Origin of the sequence: Streptomyces sp. NPDC091287, from assembly GCF_044768525.1 — a bacterium.
In the GTDB taxonomy this organism is placed as follows: Bacteria; Actinomycetota; Actinomycetes; order Streptomycetales; family Streptomycetaceae; genus Streptomyces.
This window is the reverse complement of sequence record NZ_JBIVUV010000027.1, coordinates 41,125-56,800: the sequence shown is the minus strand read 5'-3', so window position 1 is coordinate 56,800 and position 15,676 is coordinate 41,125. Positions and strand designations below refer to the sequence as shown.

General features: G+C 74.4%; 11 protein-coding genes. 7 read left to right on the top strand and 4 right to left on the bottom strand.

Translation table 11 applies throughout. The features are described 5' to 3' along the window. Positions 1–152: 152 nt before the first annotated feature. Both ACIQRW_RS34965 and ACIQRW_RS34960 read right to left on the bottom strand, forming a co-directional pair. Positions 153–1,967 (bottom strand): peptidoglycan DD-metalloendopeptidase family protein, encoded by a 1,815-nt coding sequence (locus tag ACIQRW_RS34965; RefSeq protein ID WP_403768456.1) that lies wholly within the window; start codon positions 1,965–1,967, stop codon positions 153–155. A 205-nt stretch (positions 1,968–2,172) separates the two neighbouring features. Continuing rightward, positions 2,173–3,081: an esterase/lipase family protein gene (locus ACIQRW_RS34960; protein ID WP_403768453.1), complete on the bottom strand. Its 909-nt coding sequence runs from the start codon at positions 3,079–3,081 to the stop codon at positions 2,173–2,175. A 343-nt stretch (positions 3,082–3,424) separates the two neighbouring features. On the opposite strand from ACIQRW_RS34960, the gene ACIQRW_RS34955 reads away from it, so the two are divergent. After that, positions 3,425–3,838: a cobalamin B12-binding domain-containing protein gene (locus tag ACIQRW_RS34955; protein ID WP_403768450.1), complete on the top strand. Its 414-nt coding sequence runs from the start codon at positions 3,425–3,427 to the stop codon at positions 3,836–3,838. Between the two features lie 262 nt (positions 3,839–4,100). Here the strand turns inward: ACIQRW_RS34955 and ACIQRW_RS34950 are convergent, their stop codons facing one another. Further along, the gene (locus ACIQRW_RS34950) at positions 4,101–5,798 is read right to left on the bottom strand and encodes a DUF5691 domain-containing protein (protein ID WP_403768448.1); all 1,698 of its coding nucleotides are present in this window, start codon (positions 5,796–5,798) and stop codon (positions 4,101–4,103) included. A 109-nt stretch (positions 5,799–5,907) separates the two neighbouring features. After that, on the bottom strand, positions 5,908–7,314 hold the full coding sequence (locus ACIQRW_RS34945) for an SWIM zinc finger family protein (protein WP_403768445.1): 1,407 nt from the start codon (positions 7,312–7,314) through the stop codon (positions 5,908–5,910). Between the two features lie 154 nt (positions 7,315–7,468). Between ACIQRW_RS34945 and ACIQRW_RS34940 the strand changes: the two genes are divergently transcribed. The 6 genes from ACIQRW_RS34940 (at position 7,469) to ACIQRW_RS34915 (ending at position 15,655) form a co-directional block, all read left to right on the top strand. After that, a complete protein-coding gene (locus tag ACIQRW_RS34940) occupies positions 7,469–7,933 on the top strand; it encodes an MmpS family transport accessory protein (RefSeq protein WP_403768442.1) in 465 nt (154 codons plus the stop codon). Between the two features lie 212 nt (positions 7,934–8,145). Beyond that, positions 8,146–9,270 (top strand): AAA family ATPase, encoded by a 1,125-nt coding sequence (locus tag ACIQRW_RS34935; protein ID WP_403768439.1) that lies wholly within the window; start codon positions 8,146–8,148, stop codon positions 9,268–9,270. Continuing rightward, positions 9,267–11,879, top strand: a complete 2,613-nt coding sequence (locus ACIQRW_RS34930; RefSeq protein ID WP_403768436.1) for a DUF5682 family protein — start codon at positions 9,267–9,269, stop codon at positions 11,877–11,879. The genes ACIQRW_RS34935 and ACIQRW_RS34930 overlap by 4 nt, the downstream gene beginning before the upstream one ends. A gap of 236 nt (positions 11,880–12,115) precedes the next feature. Beyond that, positions 12,116–13,360, top strand: coding sequence for a VWA domain-containing protein (locus tag ACIQRW_RS34925; RefSeq protein WP_403768529.1), 1,245 nt, complete (start codon positions 12,116–12,118; stop codon positions 13,358–13,360). Positions 13,361–13,462: 102 nt separating this feature from the next. Further along, positions 13,463–14,494, top strand: a complete 1,032-nt coding sequence (locus tag ACIQRW_RS34920) for a hypothetical protein (protein WP_403768434.1) — start codon at positions 13,463–13,465, stop codon at positions 14,492–14,494. Between the two features lie 105 nt (positions 14,495–14,599). Continuing rightward, complete coding sequence (locus ACIQRW_RS34915) at positions 14,600–15,655, top strand: hypothetical protein (RefSeq protein ID WP_403768431.1); 1,056 nt, start codon at positions 14,600–14,602, stop codon at positions 15,653–15,655. The last annotated feature ends 21 nt before the right edge of the window (positions 15,656–15,676 follow it).

Here is a 15,676-nt window from a genome sequence, read left to right as displayed (position 1 = left end):
GAGTGGGGTCACCCCCCCCCTACTACGCGGCGGGGGGGGCCCCCCCGGGGCTCGAGGGTGTTGGGGGGGGGCCCGGGGGGGCGGCCCCCGGGGGGGGGGGGGGCCCGCGCCCCCCCCCCCCGCTTCCGTCCGTCCGTGCTCGTGCTGCCGTCTCAGCTCGGGTCGATGCCCTTGCTGCGCAGCCATGCCAGCGGGTCGATGGCCGAGCCGCCGCCGGGCCGGACCTCGAAGTGCAGGTGCGGACCGGTGGAGTTGCCCGAGTTCCCCGAGTACGCGATGACGTCGCCGGCCTTCACCGGGCCGGAGCGGATCTTGGTGCTGCTGAGGTGGCAGTACCAGGTCTCGGTGCCGTCGGCGGCGGTCACGATCGCCATGACCCCGTAGGCGCTGTTCAGCTGGGTCCGTACGGTGCCGTCGGTCGCGGCCATCACCGGAGTGCCGTACGAGACGGGGAAGTCGATGCCCGAGTGCACGGACATCCAGTTGACGCCCGCCTGGCCGTAGTAGGCGCTGAGCCCGTGCTGCTTGACCGGCAGGACGAACTTGGGTCGCAGCGCCTCGCGGCGTGCGGCCTCCTCCTCGCGCTTCTTCTTCTCCGCCGCCTGCCGCTCCCGCAGGTCGATGCGCTCCTGGGTGCGGCTCGCGCGCTCACGGAAGTCGTCGCTGCCCTCGGAGAGCTGCTCCAGCTGGCTGTCCAGCCGGTTGTTCGCGGCGACCGGCTTGACCGTGCTGGGGTCGGCCACCGCCAGCGAGGTGGTCGTCTCCTCCGGCTTCTCCTCGCCGCCGGGCATCCCGCCGACCGAGGCGGCGGCGATGCCCGCGACGCTCATCACGCAGGCGGAGGGCACCGCGACGGTCAGCAGGGCGGAACGTTTGGCGGGGGTGCGCCGACGGGCCCGGTTGCGGGGGGCGGGGGGGCGGACGGCGGTGCGGTTCACGGAGTGCGGGGCGGGGGAGTCGTCCCCGGCTTCCGGCTCCAGCACGGTGTCCGGTGCGAGGGCGGCGAACTCGGCGGTGGAGTGGTGGCCGGTCTCCGGCTCCTCGGTCGTACCGTCCGGTTCGGCTGCCGCCGCGGCCGCCGTCGCGTCGGCCGGCTGCTGTTCGTACAGCGGGTGCGACGTCTGTTCGGGTTCGTACGCGGAGTCCCCGGGCGTGGCGCCGGAGTTCCACGCGGTCGCGTCGTAGGCGCCTGTGTCGTACGTGCCCGTGCCGTAGGAAACGGTGCCGTAAGCGCCGGTTTCGTAGGCGCCGATGTCGTACGAACCGATGTCGTACGAACCGGTGTCATGCGCGCCCGTGCCATGCGCACCGGTGTCATGGGTGCCCGCGTCGAACGTACCGGTGGTGAAGGCGGTGGTGGCGTACGTCCCGGTGTCGGCGGCGACGGCCGTCGTGCCGTACGCGCCGGTCGGGTACGACCCGGACTCGTAGGCGTCGGCGCCGTGGACGCCGTCGGCTCCGTACGCGGCGCCGGCCGGGTATGTACCGGTGTCGTAGGCGTCCGTCCCGTACACCCCGGTGCCGTACGCCTCCGTGGCGTACGCGGTGTCCGTGCCGTACGGGGCGGCGGGGAAACCCGTGGTGGGGAACGCGCCGGTGTCGGCCGTCGCCCACTGGCCGGTCAGGTTCTGGTCGGCGACCTGTTGCCAGGCCCCGGAGGTGTCCCACTGCTGCGGGGCCTGCTCCTGGGCGGCGTGACCGTCGTAGGCGGGCGTCTGCTGTGCGCCGGTGTCGGTGTTCCACGCGGAGGAGTCGTACTGGCCGCTGTGGTCCGGCTGTCCGGTCGCGTACGTCGTGTCGTAACCGGCGCCGTAGGTGGTGTCGCCGTATCCGGCGACGGAGTGACCCGCGTCGTAGCCGGTGTCGTGGCCGCCCGGAAGGGAGCCGAAGAGCGGGTCGGTGTCGAAGCTGCCGGTCGATCGGTCGTCGTACCCGACATGCCCGGCGTGGGGGTGCTGGTCGTTCACCAACTTCTCTCTCGCCTCGGCAGCAGGACTGTTCTGGGTCCCGGTCAGGGGAGCCCCAGGGGGAAGCAGTGGCCGCGACTGTACCCGGCGGTATGTGAGGACGACAATCTTCGACAGGTTTTGCGTTCGCAGGAAACGGGCAATCGGCCGTCTTTCGGTGGACGGCAGGCGCAGCCTTGGCCCTACGTTCGACTGATGTTCTATTTCAGGCCGCGGAAGTCGTCCCGGTGGAGGATCCGGCGGCGGTGGCGGTGTGCTCTCCGGCCTCCGGCGCATCGAGCGCCTCACGGATCGCGGCGGCCACCGTCGGGTGCACGGGCAGCGCGAGGTGTCCGATGCCGGTGACGCGTACGTTCACCGCGTCGAGATCGGGATGGTCGACGCGCGCGGTCCTGACCGGAACCATCACCTGGTCCCACTCGCTCCAGAAGCTCACGAACCTGGTCCGGCAGCCGGGAGCGGGGGCACGCAGCTCCTCGATCACGGAGGAACCGCCGCGCATCTGACGCACGATGGGGTGAACGCCCGCCCCTGGGGCGACGGCGGTGCCCCCGTGCGGGGTTCCGAGCGTCACCAAAGTGCGCACCCGCCGGTCACCGCCGAGTCGCTGTACGTAATACCGGGCGATCAGGCCGCCGAGGCTGTGCCCGACGACGTCGACCCGGCTGTGCCCGGTGCGCTCGCAGATTTCCTCCACATGCCGCCCGAGCAGTTCGGCGGCGGTGCGGATGTCGCGTGTCAGCGGCGAGTAGTTGAGGGCTTCCAGGTGGCGGTGGCCGTGCCGGGTCAGTGTGCGCCGCAGGACGACGAACACGGAACGGTTGTCGATGAAGCCGTGCAACAGGACGACGGGCGGCGCGGCGGTGGCCGCGACCGGCAGGGCGGTGGCCCCGGGTGGGGTGGTCCCGCTGTGACCCGGGCCGTCGGCCCCGGCGCTCGCGGGCGGGGCCGGCGGGCGGGGAGACGGGCGGCGCTCCGGGGTGAGGCCGAAGGGGTAGGCGATCAGGTGCCCGGTGAGGACGGCCAGCTCCAGCGCGGTGGCGCCGAGCAGCGCGGACGACAGTCGGGGGCCCGGCAGGCGGGGCAGCAGGGAGAGGAGAGGAAGGAGCTTCACGGCCGACCTCCTGCACTGGCGTACGAGGAGACGGCTCCCGTCCCCGTATGCCCTCATGGGGTGTCTCCGCCATGGGGTGTCTCCGCGAGGGTCGCGGACCTGCGGGCCACGGGGGCCGCACCACCGTGCCGTGCGGCTGGCGGCGCGGTGGTACGACAACCTCGTGCCCTTCCCCTGGGGGTGTCCGATCGGTCACGTACGGGTCGATGACGCCCGGCGAACATGTCCCACATGTGATTTCCCCCTCCCCGCCTGCCGCGAAACAGCGCCTTGCGGGATGCTGTGGATAACGTTCGTTCACATCCCCGGCCCTTCAGGCGCGGGAGACCAGGTGGAGGCAGTGATGGGTGTGACCGGTCCGATCCGTGTGGTGGTGGCCAAGCCGGGACTCGACGGCCACGACCGCGGGGCCAAAGTCATCGCGCGGGCGTTGCGGGACGCCGGTATGGAGGTGATCTACACGGGGCTCCACCAGACGCCCGAGCAGATCGTCGACACGGCGATCCAGGAGGACGCCGACGCCATCGGCCTCTCGATCCTCTCCGGGGCGCACAACACGCTGTTCGCCAAGGTGATCGAGTTGCTGAAGGTCCGGGAGGCGGAGGACATCAAGGTGTTCGGCGGCGGGATCATCCCGGAGGACGACATCGCGCCGCTGAAGGAGCTGGGCGTCGCGGAGCTGTTCACCCCGGGGGCGACGACGACCGAGATCGTCACGTGGGTCAACGCCAACGTCCGCCAGGCCGCGCAGGCCTGAACGCCGACCCCGGAGCGGGCCCGCTGCGTACGGGGCCCGCGCGGGCGACGACGGTTCCGTCGCCGCCGCCCCGGGCCGTCGCTGCCGCCCTCGCCCGCGTACGTGCCGGCTTTCTCGCCGTCGCCCGCGTGCGCGTACGTGCTCGCGGTCGCCCTCCCCGCGTGTGTGCCCGCGTTCTCGCCGTCGTTTGTCACGGCGGTGGGCGGGGCAGCTCCGACTCCCTTGCGGCGGCTGGCAGATCCGCGCCGCTTCCCTCGCGGCGTCAGGACATCAGTTCCGCCTCCATCGCGGCGCGCAGCCGCAGGGTGGAGACCAGGCGCTGGAAGGCCTCCGACCAGTAGCCGCCCGCCCCCGGCGATGCCCCCTCCTGCTCGTCCTGCGCGGCCGTCAGGACCTCCAGCCGGTCGGCCTCGGCCGGATCCAGACAGCGTTCCGCGAGGCCCATCACTCCGCTGAAGCTCCAGGGATAGCTCCCACTGTCCCGCGCGATGTCGAGAGCGTCGACCACCGCACGCCCGAGCGGCCCGGCCCAGGGGACCGTGCACACCCCGAGCAGCTGGAACGCCTCCGAGAGGCCGTGCGCGGCGATGAACTCGGCCACCCAGGAAGCGCGTTCGGCCTGCTCCAGGATCGCGAGGAGCTTCGAGCGCTCGGCGATCGAGACCGTCCCCGGGCCGCTCGCCGGGGGTGCTGAGGGGCGCCCGAGCAGAGCCCGGGCCCACTGCGGATTCCGCTGCCGTACGGCCGCCCGGCACCAGGCGGCGTGCAGCTCGTCCGCCCAGTCGTCGGCGACGGGCAGGGCCACGACCTCCTCGGCGGGACGTTTGCCGAACCGCTCCTCCCAGATGCCGAGCGGGGTGGCCTCCACCAACTGGCCGAGCCACCACGACCGTTCGCCCCGGCCGGTCGGCGGGACCGCGGCGACGCCGTCGCGCTGCATCGCCGCGTCGCACTCGTGCGGCGCCTCCACGGCTATGGAGGCGGTGTCCCCGGTACGGTCCGGGTTCACGCAGGAGATCGCGCGGGCCGCCATCCGTCCGGCGAGCGCCGACTCGGGCAGGGCGGACAGCAGTTCGGCGGCGGTGGCGCGGACATTGCGGCTGCGGTCGGACAGGGCCTGCTCCAGGAACGGCTCGTCGTCGCCCCCGAGCCCGGACCGCAGGGAGTCCAGGAACATCAGCCGGTCCTCGGCCCGTTCGGCCGGCCAGGTGGTGGCGAGCAGGGCGAGCGCGGCGGGCGGATCCTGCGCCCGTACGGCGTCGAGCAGCGCGACCCGCTCCGCGAACAGCCCTTCCTCCCACAGCCGGCCCACCGCTTCCGGGTCCGTGATGTCGGGGTGGAGCGCGCCGCGCGCCGCGCCCCGCAGGGCGAACTTCCAGTCGGGATTCAGCCCGGCCAACCACAGACCGCGCGCCCCGGCGAACGCGAGCGCCTGCGGGCGCAGGTCCGTACGGGCGCGGGCGGCGTCCAGCAGCGGCGGCAACAGGGCCGCCGGGGCGCGGAACCCCTTCCGGTTGGCGGTGGCCAGCCACTGCGGAATCAGCTCGGTGAGATCGGGTGCGGCCCCGCGGCGCCCGCTGCCCGAAGGCGCGGCACGGTCGGCCAGCAGGTGGGCGAGTCGGTGCCGGGCGGCCTCGGGGAGCGCCGGACGGGGATCCGGTGCAGCGGGCTCGGGCCGGGCCTCCGGCACGGCCGGCAGCAGCCCGGCCCGCTGCCGCACGGTGTGCAGCGCGGCGGCGTCCAGCAGGGCCGCGGGCGCATCGGCCGGTACCGGGCCGCCGTGGGGCGTCGGGGGGCGGCGGTCGGTGCCCAGGAGCGCCGAGGTGACGAGCTCCTCCCAGGGGAGGGAGTCGATGGAGCCGCAAGCGGCGGCGGTAGCGGCGGTATCGGTGGCAGACGCGGCGGCAGCAGCGGGGGCGGTGGTGGCGATGGTGGCGGTGGGGCTGGTCGTGCGAGGCATCTTTCCCCTCCAGCGGCAGGAATGCGCGGATGTCGGACTGGGACGGCGGACTGATGGCGGGGGAGGGGCGGCGAGCAGGGACGACGGGCCGGGCGGCCGGTCGTGCGGGTCAGACCAGTTGGACGATCGAGCCGCCCGTGGTGCGCCCGCCCTCCTCCGCCTCGCCCGGGTCCCAGGCCGCGAACGGGTCGAAGCCGCGGTGGCCGATCTCGCCGAACACGGTGACCGGGCCACCGCCGGACAGGGCGACGAGCTTCCACAGCCCCGGCCGGGACAGCGCGGCCGGGGCGATCGGCAGCGCGGACTCGGCGTGCGCGTCCGCCACCTGCCAGCCGTCCTTGGCCGGCACGGGTATGACGTCGCGCAGGGTGACCGGCCAGGCGTCCAGCCAGGGGTCCTCCCGCAGGGCGTCCCCGTAGACGGCCGGCGCGGCCGCGGCGGCGATCCCCGGCGGTGGCCCGGCCGGGGCCATGGCCCCGAACTGCTCGCCCAGCTCCGCCCGGAGCTGCCCGCCGCCCGGATACGGCGTCAGCTCGGCGTCGATCGTCGCGCCCACCGGCAGCGCCTGAGCCGGGGACCGGCCCGCCGCGCCGAACGAGAGCAGCAGAGCCGTACGGCCCGACTCCCACCCGTACAGCCAGATTCGCCGGGCGACGATCTTGCCGTCCGGGATGTCGTACTGCGCGAGGACCAGCCAGTGGTCACGGACCGGGGCACCCTCGGCGGACATGGGCAGTCCCACTCTCGTCCGCACGGTCGCGGCCAGCGGGTCCGGCAGCCGCTCCCGGCCGAGCCAGGCCGTGTCCAGCAGATGGAGCAGGCCGCACTCCTCCAGCAGGCGGACCGGCCAGCCCGGACCGGACCCGGTGATCGCGCCCAGCTCCCTCACCCGGGCCGCGAGCCCCGGGGCCTGGGCGTCGACCATGCGGGCCGCGGTCTCCTCCCACAGGCCGTACCCCGAGCGGTCGGTCGCGGCGAGTCCGCCGCGCAGCAGGTCGGCCAGGCGCTGTTCCAGCTCCTGGGCCCCGCCCGTGACGCGCTCGGCACGGCGCTCCGCCCGTTTCCTGGCGGCGGCGGGGTCGGCGGGACCCCGCGCGGTGTCACCGCCCGTGGCGGGCCCGTCCTTCTCCGCCGCGCGTCCGCGCCGGGCCTCGATCCACGCCGCGGCCCAGTCGGCCGGCTCACCAGGCCGGAACGCGGCGTCGTCGGACGCCCGGAGCAGCAACAGCCCCAGCGCGTGCTTGCACGGGAACTTGCGGCTGGGGCAACTGCAGGAGTAGGCCGGGCCGGTGGTGTCGACCACCGTGCGGTACGGCGTGCTCCCGCTCCCCTTGCACCGGCCCCATACCGCGCCCGCCGCGTCGCGGCCCGTGCCCGTCCACGGGCCGGCCGCGCCGAGTCGCGTACCCGCCTTGCGTGATGCGTCGTCAGGAGCCAGTGCCAGCACCTGCTCCACCGACCAGCGCGCCACCGGTCCACCGGTGGGCGAGGGTTCTCCCCCGTGAGATAGCAGCATGCCTCCGACGGTAGGGGGCACCACTGACAGACCCCTCCGACCTGCGAAGCAGCCGCTCCGCGCGGGATTTGACTTTGCCATTGCCTTACGTTTCTCTGCGATCTCCGCGTACGGAAAAGATCCGTGCCCGGTCCGATCCAGGGGGGATCCCGAAATGAACCGCACCACCCGCACCGCACGTACCGCCAGAACCACCCGCCCGGTACGCGCCGCTGCCCACGCCCTCGCCATCGCCGGTCTCGTGCTCGGCCTCGGCGCCTGCTCGGCCGAGTCGGTGGACGAAGCGGTCGGCAAGGCGGTCGACACGACCGTGGACGAGAAGTACGAGGTCACGTACGAGGTCACCGGCAAGAGCGTCGACGAGATCACGTACCACGGGGGCGGCGGGGAGGCCATGGAGCCCAAGCTGGAGACCGTCACCTCGCCGACCCTGCCGTGGAAGAAGACCGTCGAGCTGCGCGGCATCATGCCGCCCGCCGTCATGCCGATGGCCGTGGACGCGGGCGGCGCCGACGTCACCTGCACCATCACGTACAAGGGCAAGGTCATCAAGGAGGCGAAGGGGGAGGGCATGCTCACGGCGGGCGGCTGTGTCGCCGTGTCCCCGATCGTGGGCTGACCGGCTGACCGGCTGACCGGCTGACCGGCTGACCCGCTGACCGGCCGACCGGCCGAGCGCCTGACTGACTGGCCGAGCGCGGGGTCCGGCGGGGGCGGCCGAGTTGGCCCCGCGGGCCTGACAACGGGTCCTGACCTGCGGTCAGGGCCCGTTGTCAGTGGCATGGTGCACGGTGGGAACCACATCAGGTCGAACGATCTGGAGGGGGATCCATGACCGTGTCCGAAACCACCGCGGCCGTCGAGCCGGAGGCGGGCGCCGAGGCGCTCCGCCCGCACGCCGAGGACGCGTTCGCCGACGAGCTGAAGGCGCTCGAAGCCGCCGACGACCGCCCGAGGCCCGCCCGTTGGCGGCTGTCGCCCTGGGCTGTCGCCACCTATCTGCAGGGCGGGACCCTGCCGGACGGCACGGTGATCACGCCGAAGTACGTGGGCCCGCGCCGCCTGGTCGAGGTGGCCGTGACCACGCTCGCCACCGACCGGGCGCTGCTCCTGCTCGGCGTCCCCGGTACGGCCAAGACCTGGGTGTCCGAGCATCTCGCCGCCGCCGTCAGCGGTGACTCGACGCTGCTCGTCCAGGGCACGGCGGGGACGCCCGAGGAAGCCGTCCGCTACGGGTGGAACTACGCCCGGCTGCTCGCCCACGGCCCCAGCCGCGACGCCCTGGTGCCCAGTCCGCTGATGCGGGCGATGTCCGAGGGCATGACCGCCCGGGTCGAGGAGCTGACCCGCATCCCCGCCGACGTGCAGGATTCGCTCATCACGATCCTGTCCGAGAAGACGCTGCCCGTCCCCGAGCTGGGGCAGGAGGTCCAGGCCGTCCGCGGGTTCAATCTCATCGCCACGGCCAACGACCGGGACCGCGGGGTCAACGAGCTGTCCAGCGCGTTGCGCCGCCGGTTCAACACCGTCGTGCTGCCCCTGCCCGCCACCCCGGACGCCGAGGTCGACATCGTGTCCCGGCGCGTCGACCAGATCGGCCGCTCGCTCGACCTGCCCGCGGCGCCGGAGGGCCTGACCGAGATCCGGCGCGTGGTGACGGTCTTCCGCGAGCTGCGCGAGGGGGTGACCACCGACGGGCGCACCAAGCTCAAGTCCCCCTCCGGCACGCTCTCCACGGCGGAGGCGATTTCCGTCGTCACCAACGGTCTCGCACTCGCCGCCCACTTCGGCGACGGCGTCCTGCGCCCCGGCGACGTCGCGGCCGGCATCCTCGGCGCGGTCGTCCGGGACCCGGCGGCGGACCGGGTGGTCTGGCAGGAGTATCTGGAGACCGTGGTCCGCGAGCGGGACGGCTGGAAGGACTTCTACCGCGCCTGCCGCGAGGTATCGGCATGACGAGCCCCGCCGGGACGGCGGCGACGACGACCGGAGCGCCGCCCACGACCGGGGCGGCAGCGGTGACCGGGGCCCCGGCCCCGGCCACGACCGCGACCGGAGCGCCGACCGCCGCCGGGGCGCCAGCGGTGACCGGGGCCACGACCGGAACGGACGGGCCGGGGCCCCGCGTGGCCGCCGGGCCCTGGTTCCTGGGGGTGCGGCACCACGGCCCCGGGTCGGCCCGCGCGGTCCTCGCCGCGCTCGCGGCGGCCCGTCCGGCCGCCGTCCTCATCGAGGGGCCGCCCGAGGGCGACGCGCTGCTGCCCCTCGTCGCCGACCCGCGGATGCGTCCCCCCGTCGCGTTGCTCGCGCACGCCGTGGACGACCCCGGGCGGGCCTCCTTCTGGCCGATGGCCGCGTTCTCGCCCGAGTGGGTGGCCATCCGCTGGGCTCTCGACCACGACGTCCCGGTCCGCTTCATCGACCTCCCCGCCGCCCACTCCCTCGCGCTCAAGGAACCCGCGCCGGGCATCGGGAGCGAGGAGCCGGCGGCGGGGGAGCGGGCCGGGGAAGATGCCACGCCGGTCGTCGACCCGATCCGGGTCCTCGCCGAGACCGCCGGATACGACGATCCCGAACGCTGGTGGGAGGACGTCGTCGAGCACCGCTCACCCACCGGAGCGGCACCCACCGGAGCGGCGCCCACCGGCGGCCCGCCCGGAGCCACGGTGGACGTGAGCGACGGGGACCCCATGAGCGACGGGGGCGACGCGAGCGAGGGGGGCGACGCGAGCGAGGGGGGCGACGCGCTCGCGCCGTTCGTCGCGCTGGCGGAGGCCATGAGCGCTCTCCGCGAGGCATACGGCGACGGCGGGCAGCCCCGGGACGCGGTGCGCGAGGCGTACATGCGGATCCAGTTGCGTACCGCGCGCAAGGAGTTCGGGGAGGACGTCGCCGTCGTCTGCGGGGCCTGGCACGTTCCCGCCCTCGCCGCGCGGACCACCCTCGCCGCCGACCGCGCCCTGCTCAAGGGCCACCCGAAGGTCAAGGCCGACCTCACCTGGGTGCCCTGGACCCACCGCCGGCTCGCCCGGCACAGCGGATACGGGGCGGGGATCGACTCGCCGGGGTGGTACGGGCACCTCTTCGACGTCGCCGACCGGCCGATCGAGCGATGGATGACCAAGGTCGCCGGACTGCTGCGCGAGGAGGACCGGTTCGTCTCCACCGCCCATGTCATCGAGGCCGTCCGGCTCGCCGAGACCCTCGCCGCCCTCCGGGGCCGCCCGCTGGCCGGCCTCGGGGAGACGACCGACGCTGTGCGGGCCGTCATGTGCGAGGGGTCCGACGTCCCGCTCGCCCTCGTCCGGGACCGGCTGATCGTCGGCGAGACCCTCGGCGAGGTGCCGGATACCGCCCCTGCCGTCCCGCTGCAACGGGACCTGACCCGCAGCCAGCGCACCCTCCGGCTCAAGCCGGAGGCGTCGGAGCGCGAGCTGGACCTCGACCTGCGCAAGGAGACCGACGCCGCCCGCAGCCGCCTCCTGCACCGGCTGCGCCTCCTCGACGTCGGCTGGGGCGACCCGGTCGAGGGCCGGGGCAGCACCGGCACCTTCCGGGAGAGCTGGCGGCTGAGCTGGGAACCGGAACTGCACGTCCGGGTCGCGGAGGCGGGCGTGTGGGGCACCACCGTGCTCACCGCCGCCACCGCGAAGGCCGAGTCGGGGGCCGTGGCGGCGACCGCGCTGGCCGACGTCACCGCACTCGCCGAACGCTGCCTCCTGGCCGGACTGCCCGACGCGCTGCCCGTCGTGATGAGGGCCCTCGCCGACCGGGCCGCCCTCGACGCGGACGTCGGCCACCTCGCGGACGCGCTGCCCGCCCTGGCCCGTTCCCTGCGGTACGGGGACGTGCGCTCCACGGACACGGCGGCGCTCGCGGAGGTCGCCGCCGGACTCGCCGAGCGGATCTGCGTCGGCCTGCCGCCCGCCTGCACCGGCCTCGACGCCGACGGGGCCGAGGCGCTGCGCCGTCAGGTGGAGGCCGTGCACGGTGCGATCGGGCTCCTGCTCGCCGGGACGGCCCCCGCCGAAGGACTGCGAGAGCGCTGGGACGCCGTTCTGCACAAGCTGGCGGCCCGGGACACGGTCGCCGGGATCATCCGGGGCCGCGCCACCCGGCTGCTCCTGGACGAGGGGCGGCTGGCCGAGGACGAGGCGGCCCGGCTGATGGGCCTGGCGCTCTCGCCCGGAACGCCGCCCGCCGACGCCGCCGCCTGGATCGAGGGGTTCGTCGGCGGCGCGTCGGGCGGCGGCATGCTGCTGGTCCACGACGAGCGGCTGCTCGGCCTCATCGACGCCTGGCTGACCGGTGTCCCCGCCGAGATGTTCACCGATGTGCTGCCGCTGCTGCGCCGCACGTTCTCCGCGTACGAACCGGGCGTACGGCGCACTCTGGGCGAGCTGGTCCGGCGCGGGCCCGTCCCCGAGGGCGCCCGCCGCGACGACGTCGGCCGGGTGCCCGGGGGCTTCGGACCCGGTCTCGACCGGGTCCGGGCCGACGCGGTGGAGCCGGTGCTGCGCCTGCTGATCGGCAGCCGATCGGAGCCCGAGGAGGCAGCCGGATGACGACGACCACGACCGACCCGGGGACGACCGACCACGGCACGACGGGCCCGGGCCCGAGGGGCCACGGCGCGACGGACCCGGGGACCACCGACCCGGGCACGACCGGCCACGGCGCGACAGACCCGACAGACCCGACGGACCCGACGGACCCGACGGACCCGACGGACCCGACGGACCCGACGGACCCGACGGACCCGACGGACCCGACGGACCCGACGGACCCGACGGAGGAGACGATGGAACGGACGACGGCACAGGCCTCCGGGACGGCGCGGCCCACCGCCCCGCACGTGCCCGACGCCGAACGGCTGCGGCGCTGGCGGATGGTGCTCGGCGCGGACAGTGCCGACAGCACCGGGCGTGCCTTCACCGGCCAGGACGCCGCGATGGACGGCGCGTTGGACGCGCTGTACGGCGGGGGCGCGGGGAAGAAGCCCGGCGGCCGGGGCTCCGGTGGCCGTTCGGCGGGTCTCGGCGCGTCGGCGCCCTCCGTCGCCCGCTGGCTCGGCGACATCCGGACCTATTTCCCCAGCTCCGTGGTCCAGGTCATGCAGCGCGACGCGATCGACCGGCTCGGCCTGGCGGCCCTGCTCCTCGAACCGGAGATGCTGGAGGCGGTCGAGGCTGACGTCCACCTCGTCGGCACCCTGCTCTCCCTCAACAAGGCGATGCCCGAGACGACGAAGGAGACCGCGCGCGCTGTGGTCCGCAAGGTCGTCGAGGACCTGGAGAAGCGTCTGGAGAGCCGTACCAGGGCCACCCTGACCGGCGCCCTGGACCGCTCGGCGCGCATCAGCCGGCCCCGCCACCGGGACATCGACTGGAACCGCACCATCCGGGCCAACCTCAAGAACTACCTCCCCGTCCCGGGGGCCGACGGTGCGCCGCCGACGGGCACGATCGTTCCCGAGCGCCTCATCGGCTACGGGCGCGCCTCCCGGTCCGCCAAGAAGGACATCGTCCTGTGCATCGACCAGTCGGGCTCGATGGCCGCGTCGGTCGTCTACGCCTCGGTCTTCGGGGCGGTGCTCGCCTCCATGCGCACCCTCTCGACCCGGCTCGTCGTCTTCGACACGGCGGTCGTCGACCTCACGGACCAGCTCGACGACCCGGTCGACGTTCTCTTCGGCACCCAACTCGGCGGCGGCACCGACATCAACCGGGCGCTCGCCTACTGCCAGTCGAAGATCACCCGCCCCGCGGACACCGTCGTCGTCCTCGTCAGCGACCTCTACGAGGGCGGCATACGCGACGAGATGCTCAAGCGGATCGCCGCGATGAAGGCCTCCGGCGTGCAGTTCGTGACGCTGCTCGCGCTCTCCGACGAGGGCGCACCCGCGTACGACCACGACCACGCGGCGGCGCTCGGGGCGCTGGGCGCACCAGCGTTCGCCTGTACGCCGGATCTCTTCCCGGACGTCATGGCGGCGGCGATCGAGAAGAGGCCACTGCCCATACCGGACAAGGAGACCCAACAGTAACCGGGGACTTGCGCGACCCCCACGGGCTCGTGCAAGCATCGACCCGTCATTCGCGGAGGGGCGCATTCCGCCCCCCCCGTGCACCAGAGAGGATCCACCGAGGTGACCGCAACCGCCGCTGCTCGCGCAGCCGTCGATCCGCGCCCGGCGCGGGGTACGGCGGGGCGTCGCGCGGTACAGGTGGTGCTGTTCCTCGGCGGGCTGCTGGCCCTGGGTCTCCTCGCGGGTGGACACGCGGAAGCGCGGGAGCGTCCGGGCCCGGGTCCGCTCACCGCCTCCGTGGCGGACGCCGTGCCGGAGGGCGCAGCCCCTGAGGCCGCCGTCCCCACGGCAGTCGAGCCGGCGGCCCAGCCGGTGGTCAGGACAGTGATCGAGCCGGTCGAGCGGGCCGCCCGGCAACAGGCCGCACAGCAGCGGACCGTGCAGAAGGCCCCTGCGGAATCTGTAGGGGAATCCGCCGCGGAACCGGCCGCCGAACCCGCGACCCCCGCCGACGCCCTTGCTTCCACCGACGCCTTTGCCTCCACCGTCTCCCCTGGCTCAACCGTCTCCGCTGCTGCCTCCACTGCCTCTGCGCCCGCTCGCGTCCGCGATGCCGTGGTCGGGGGTGCGGGAGACACCGTGGACCGGATCGCCGGGGCGGTGCGGCCGTTGGTGCCGTCCCTGCCGGGGCTTCCCCCGCTCTTCTCCGTGCTCCCCGTGCCCGGTGGTGGACCGGACGCACCCGGTGCTCCGTCACCTTCCGTGCCGGACACCGGCCATGGGGCCGGGAGCGGCACGGCGGCGCACGTCGACGCCGGGGCGGACGCCTCGGCCGAGCCCAGGGCCGGCCACGACCGGAGCACCGCGGACCAGGGCTCCGCCCCGGCCGTGCCGGACGTGTCCGGAGCGTCGGATGCCGGGCACACACCGGACTCCGAGCCCACGCCGGCTCCGGGCCGTGCACCGCTCGGTCCCTGCGGCGACCTCGTGCGTACGGCGGTGGCCGACGGCCAGGGGCCGCGCGGCGGCGACCTGCACGCGGTCCGTGCCCCGAGTGGCCCGTACACCGCGCTCGTCCGGGGAGCGGGACTCCCGGCGACCGCCGCCCCGATACCCGACAGATCCGGCGAGATCCTCGAATTCCCCGGCTAGGGCAGGCCGTTCCCCGCCTCGACCTGCCGCGCGGGGGCGGAACAGGTCTGCCCGCGTCCGGAGCTCTCCGGACTGCCGAACATCTTCGAAGGATCTGACACACCCATGCACAAGAACATGCGCCGATCCATAGCCGTCGCCGCCACCGCCACCGGTATGTGGGCGCTCGGCACCGCCGCGGCGAGCGCGGACGAGCTGCCCGTGTCCGTACCGCTCTCCACCCCGGACCTGGCGGCCGAGGCCCCCGACGCGACGGAGATCGTCAAGGACGTCAAGGACGTCACCGACACCAAGGTCCTCAAGGACTCCAGGGACGCCAAGGTGCTCAAGGACGCCAAGGCCGTCGACAGCATCGACACCATCGACGGCGTCGACGGCGTCAAGGACACGCTGACGGAGGCCGGGAGCAAGGCCGCCGGTGCGGCCGACGTACGGGACGGACTCCCGTCACAGGTGCGCGCGCCGCAGGTGCCGGAAGTCCCGCATGCCGCGGAGGTGCCGGAGCTCGGCGACGTACAGCAGGTGCCCGGGGCCGTGCGGCTTCCCGCCGCGCCGGCCGACGAGATCGACTACCTCTTCGGGCCGATCGAGCAGATCCCCGGCTATGCGCAGAACCAGGCGCCGGCCGCCGTCCAGGGGGCGCTGGCCGAGGCGGGGCCCGTGGTCGGGCAGACGTCCGACGCGGTGCTGCCGCCGCTCGCCGCGGGTGCGGTCGGCGTCGCGGTCCCGGTCGTCGGGCAGGCGGTCGGCGACGTCGGCACGCTCGCCCGGGGAGTCGTTGGCGAGGTCGCGCCGTTCGCCCAGGGCGTCGTCGGCGACGCCGCCGCGCCCTTCGTGCAGGGAGTCACGACCGAGGTCCAGCCGCTGGCGGCCGGCGTCACGGGTGCGGCCGTGCCGTTCGCCGGAGGCGTCGCCGCCGAGGTGTCGCCGCTCGCCGAGGGTCTGACCGGTGACGCCGTCGCGCCGTTCGCCCAGGGGGTCACCGCCCGGGTGCAGCCGCTGGCCGAGGGCGTCGGGGCGCAGGCCCGGCCGTTCGCGGGCGGTCTGGCGGACACGGTCAGCGAGGACGCCCGCCCCGCCGTGGGTCACGCGGGCGCCGGCGTCCAGGGCGTCACCTCCGTCGCCCCGTCCTTCGCGACGGACGCGCTGCCCGCGCTCTGAGAAGTCCGATCTGAGAAGCCG

Coding starts and splice junctions, on each gene's coding strand:
- ACIQRW_RS34955 (WP_403768450.1), top strand. CDS start 3,425: ATGGGTGTGACCGGTCCGATCCGTGTGGTGGTGGCCAAGCCGGGACTC.
- ACIQRW_RS34950 (WP_403768448.1), bottom strand. CDS start 5,798: ATGCCTCGCACGACCAGCCCCACCGCCACCATCGCCACCACCGCCCCC.
- ACIQRW_RS34930 (WP_403768436.1), top strand. CDS start 9,267: ATGACGAGCCCCGCCGGGACGGCGGCGACGACGACCGGAGCGCCGCCC.
- ACIQRW_RS34935 (WP_403768439.1), top strand. CDS start 8,146: ATGACCGTGTCCGAAACCACCGCGGCCGTCGAGCCGGAGGCGGGCGCC.
- ACIQRW_RS34915 (WP_403768431.1), top strand. CDS start 14,600: ATGCACAAGAACATGCGCCGATCCATAGCCGTCGCCGCCACCGCCACC.
- ACIQRW_RS34940 (WP_403768442.1), top strand. CDS start 7,469: ATGAACCGCACCACCCGCACCGCACGTACCGCCAGAACCACCCGCCCG.
- ACIQRW_RS34925 (WP_403768529.1), top strand. CDS start 12,116: ATGGAACGGACGACGGCACAGGCCTCCGGGACGGCGCGGCCCACCGCC.
- ACIQRW_RS34945 (WP_403768445.1), bottom strand. CDS start 7,314: ATGCTGCTATCTCACGGGGGAGAACCCTCGCCCACCGGTGGACCGGTG.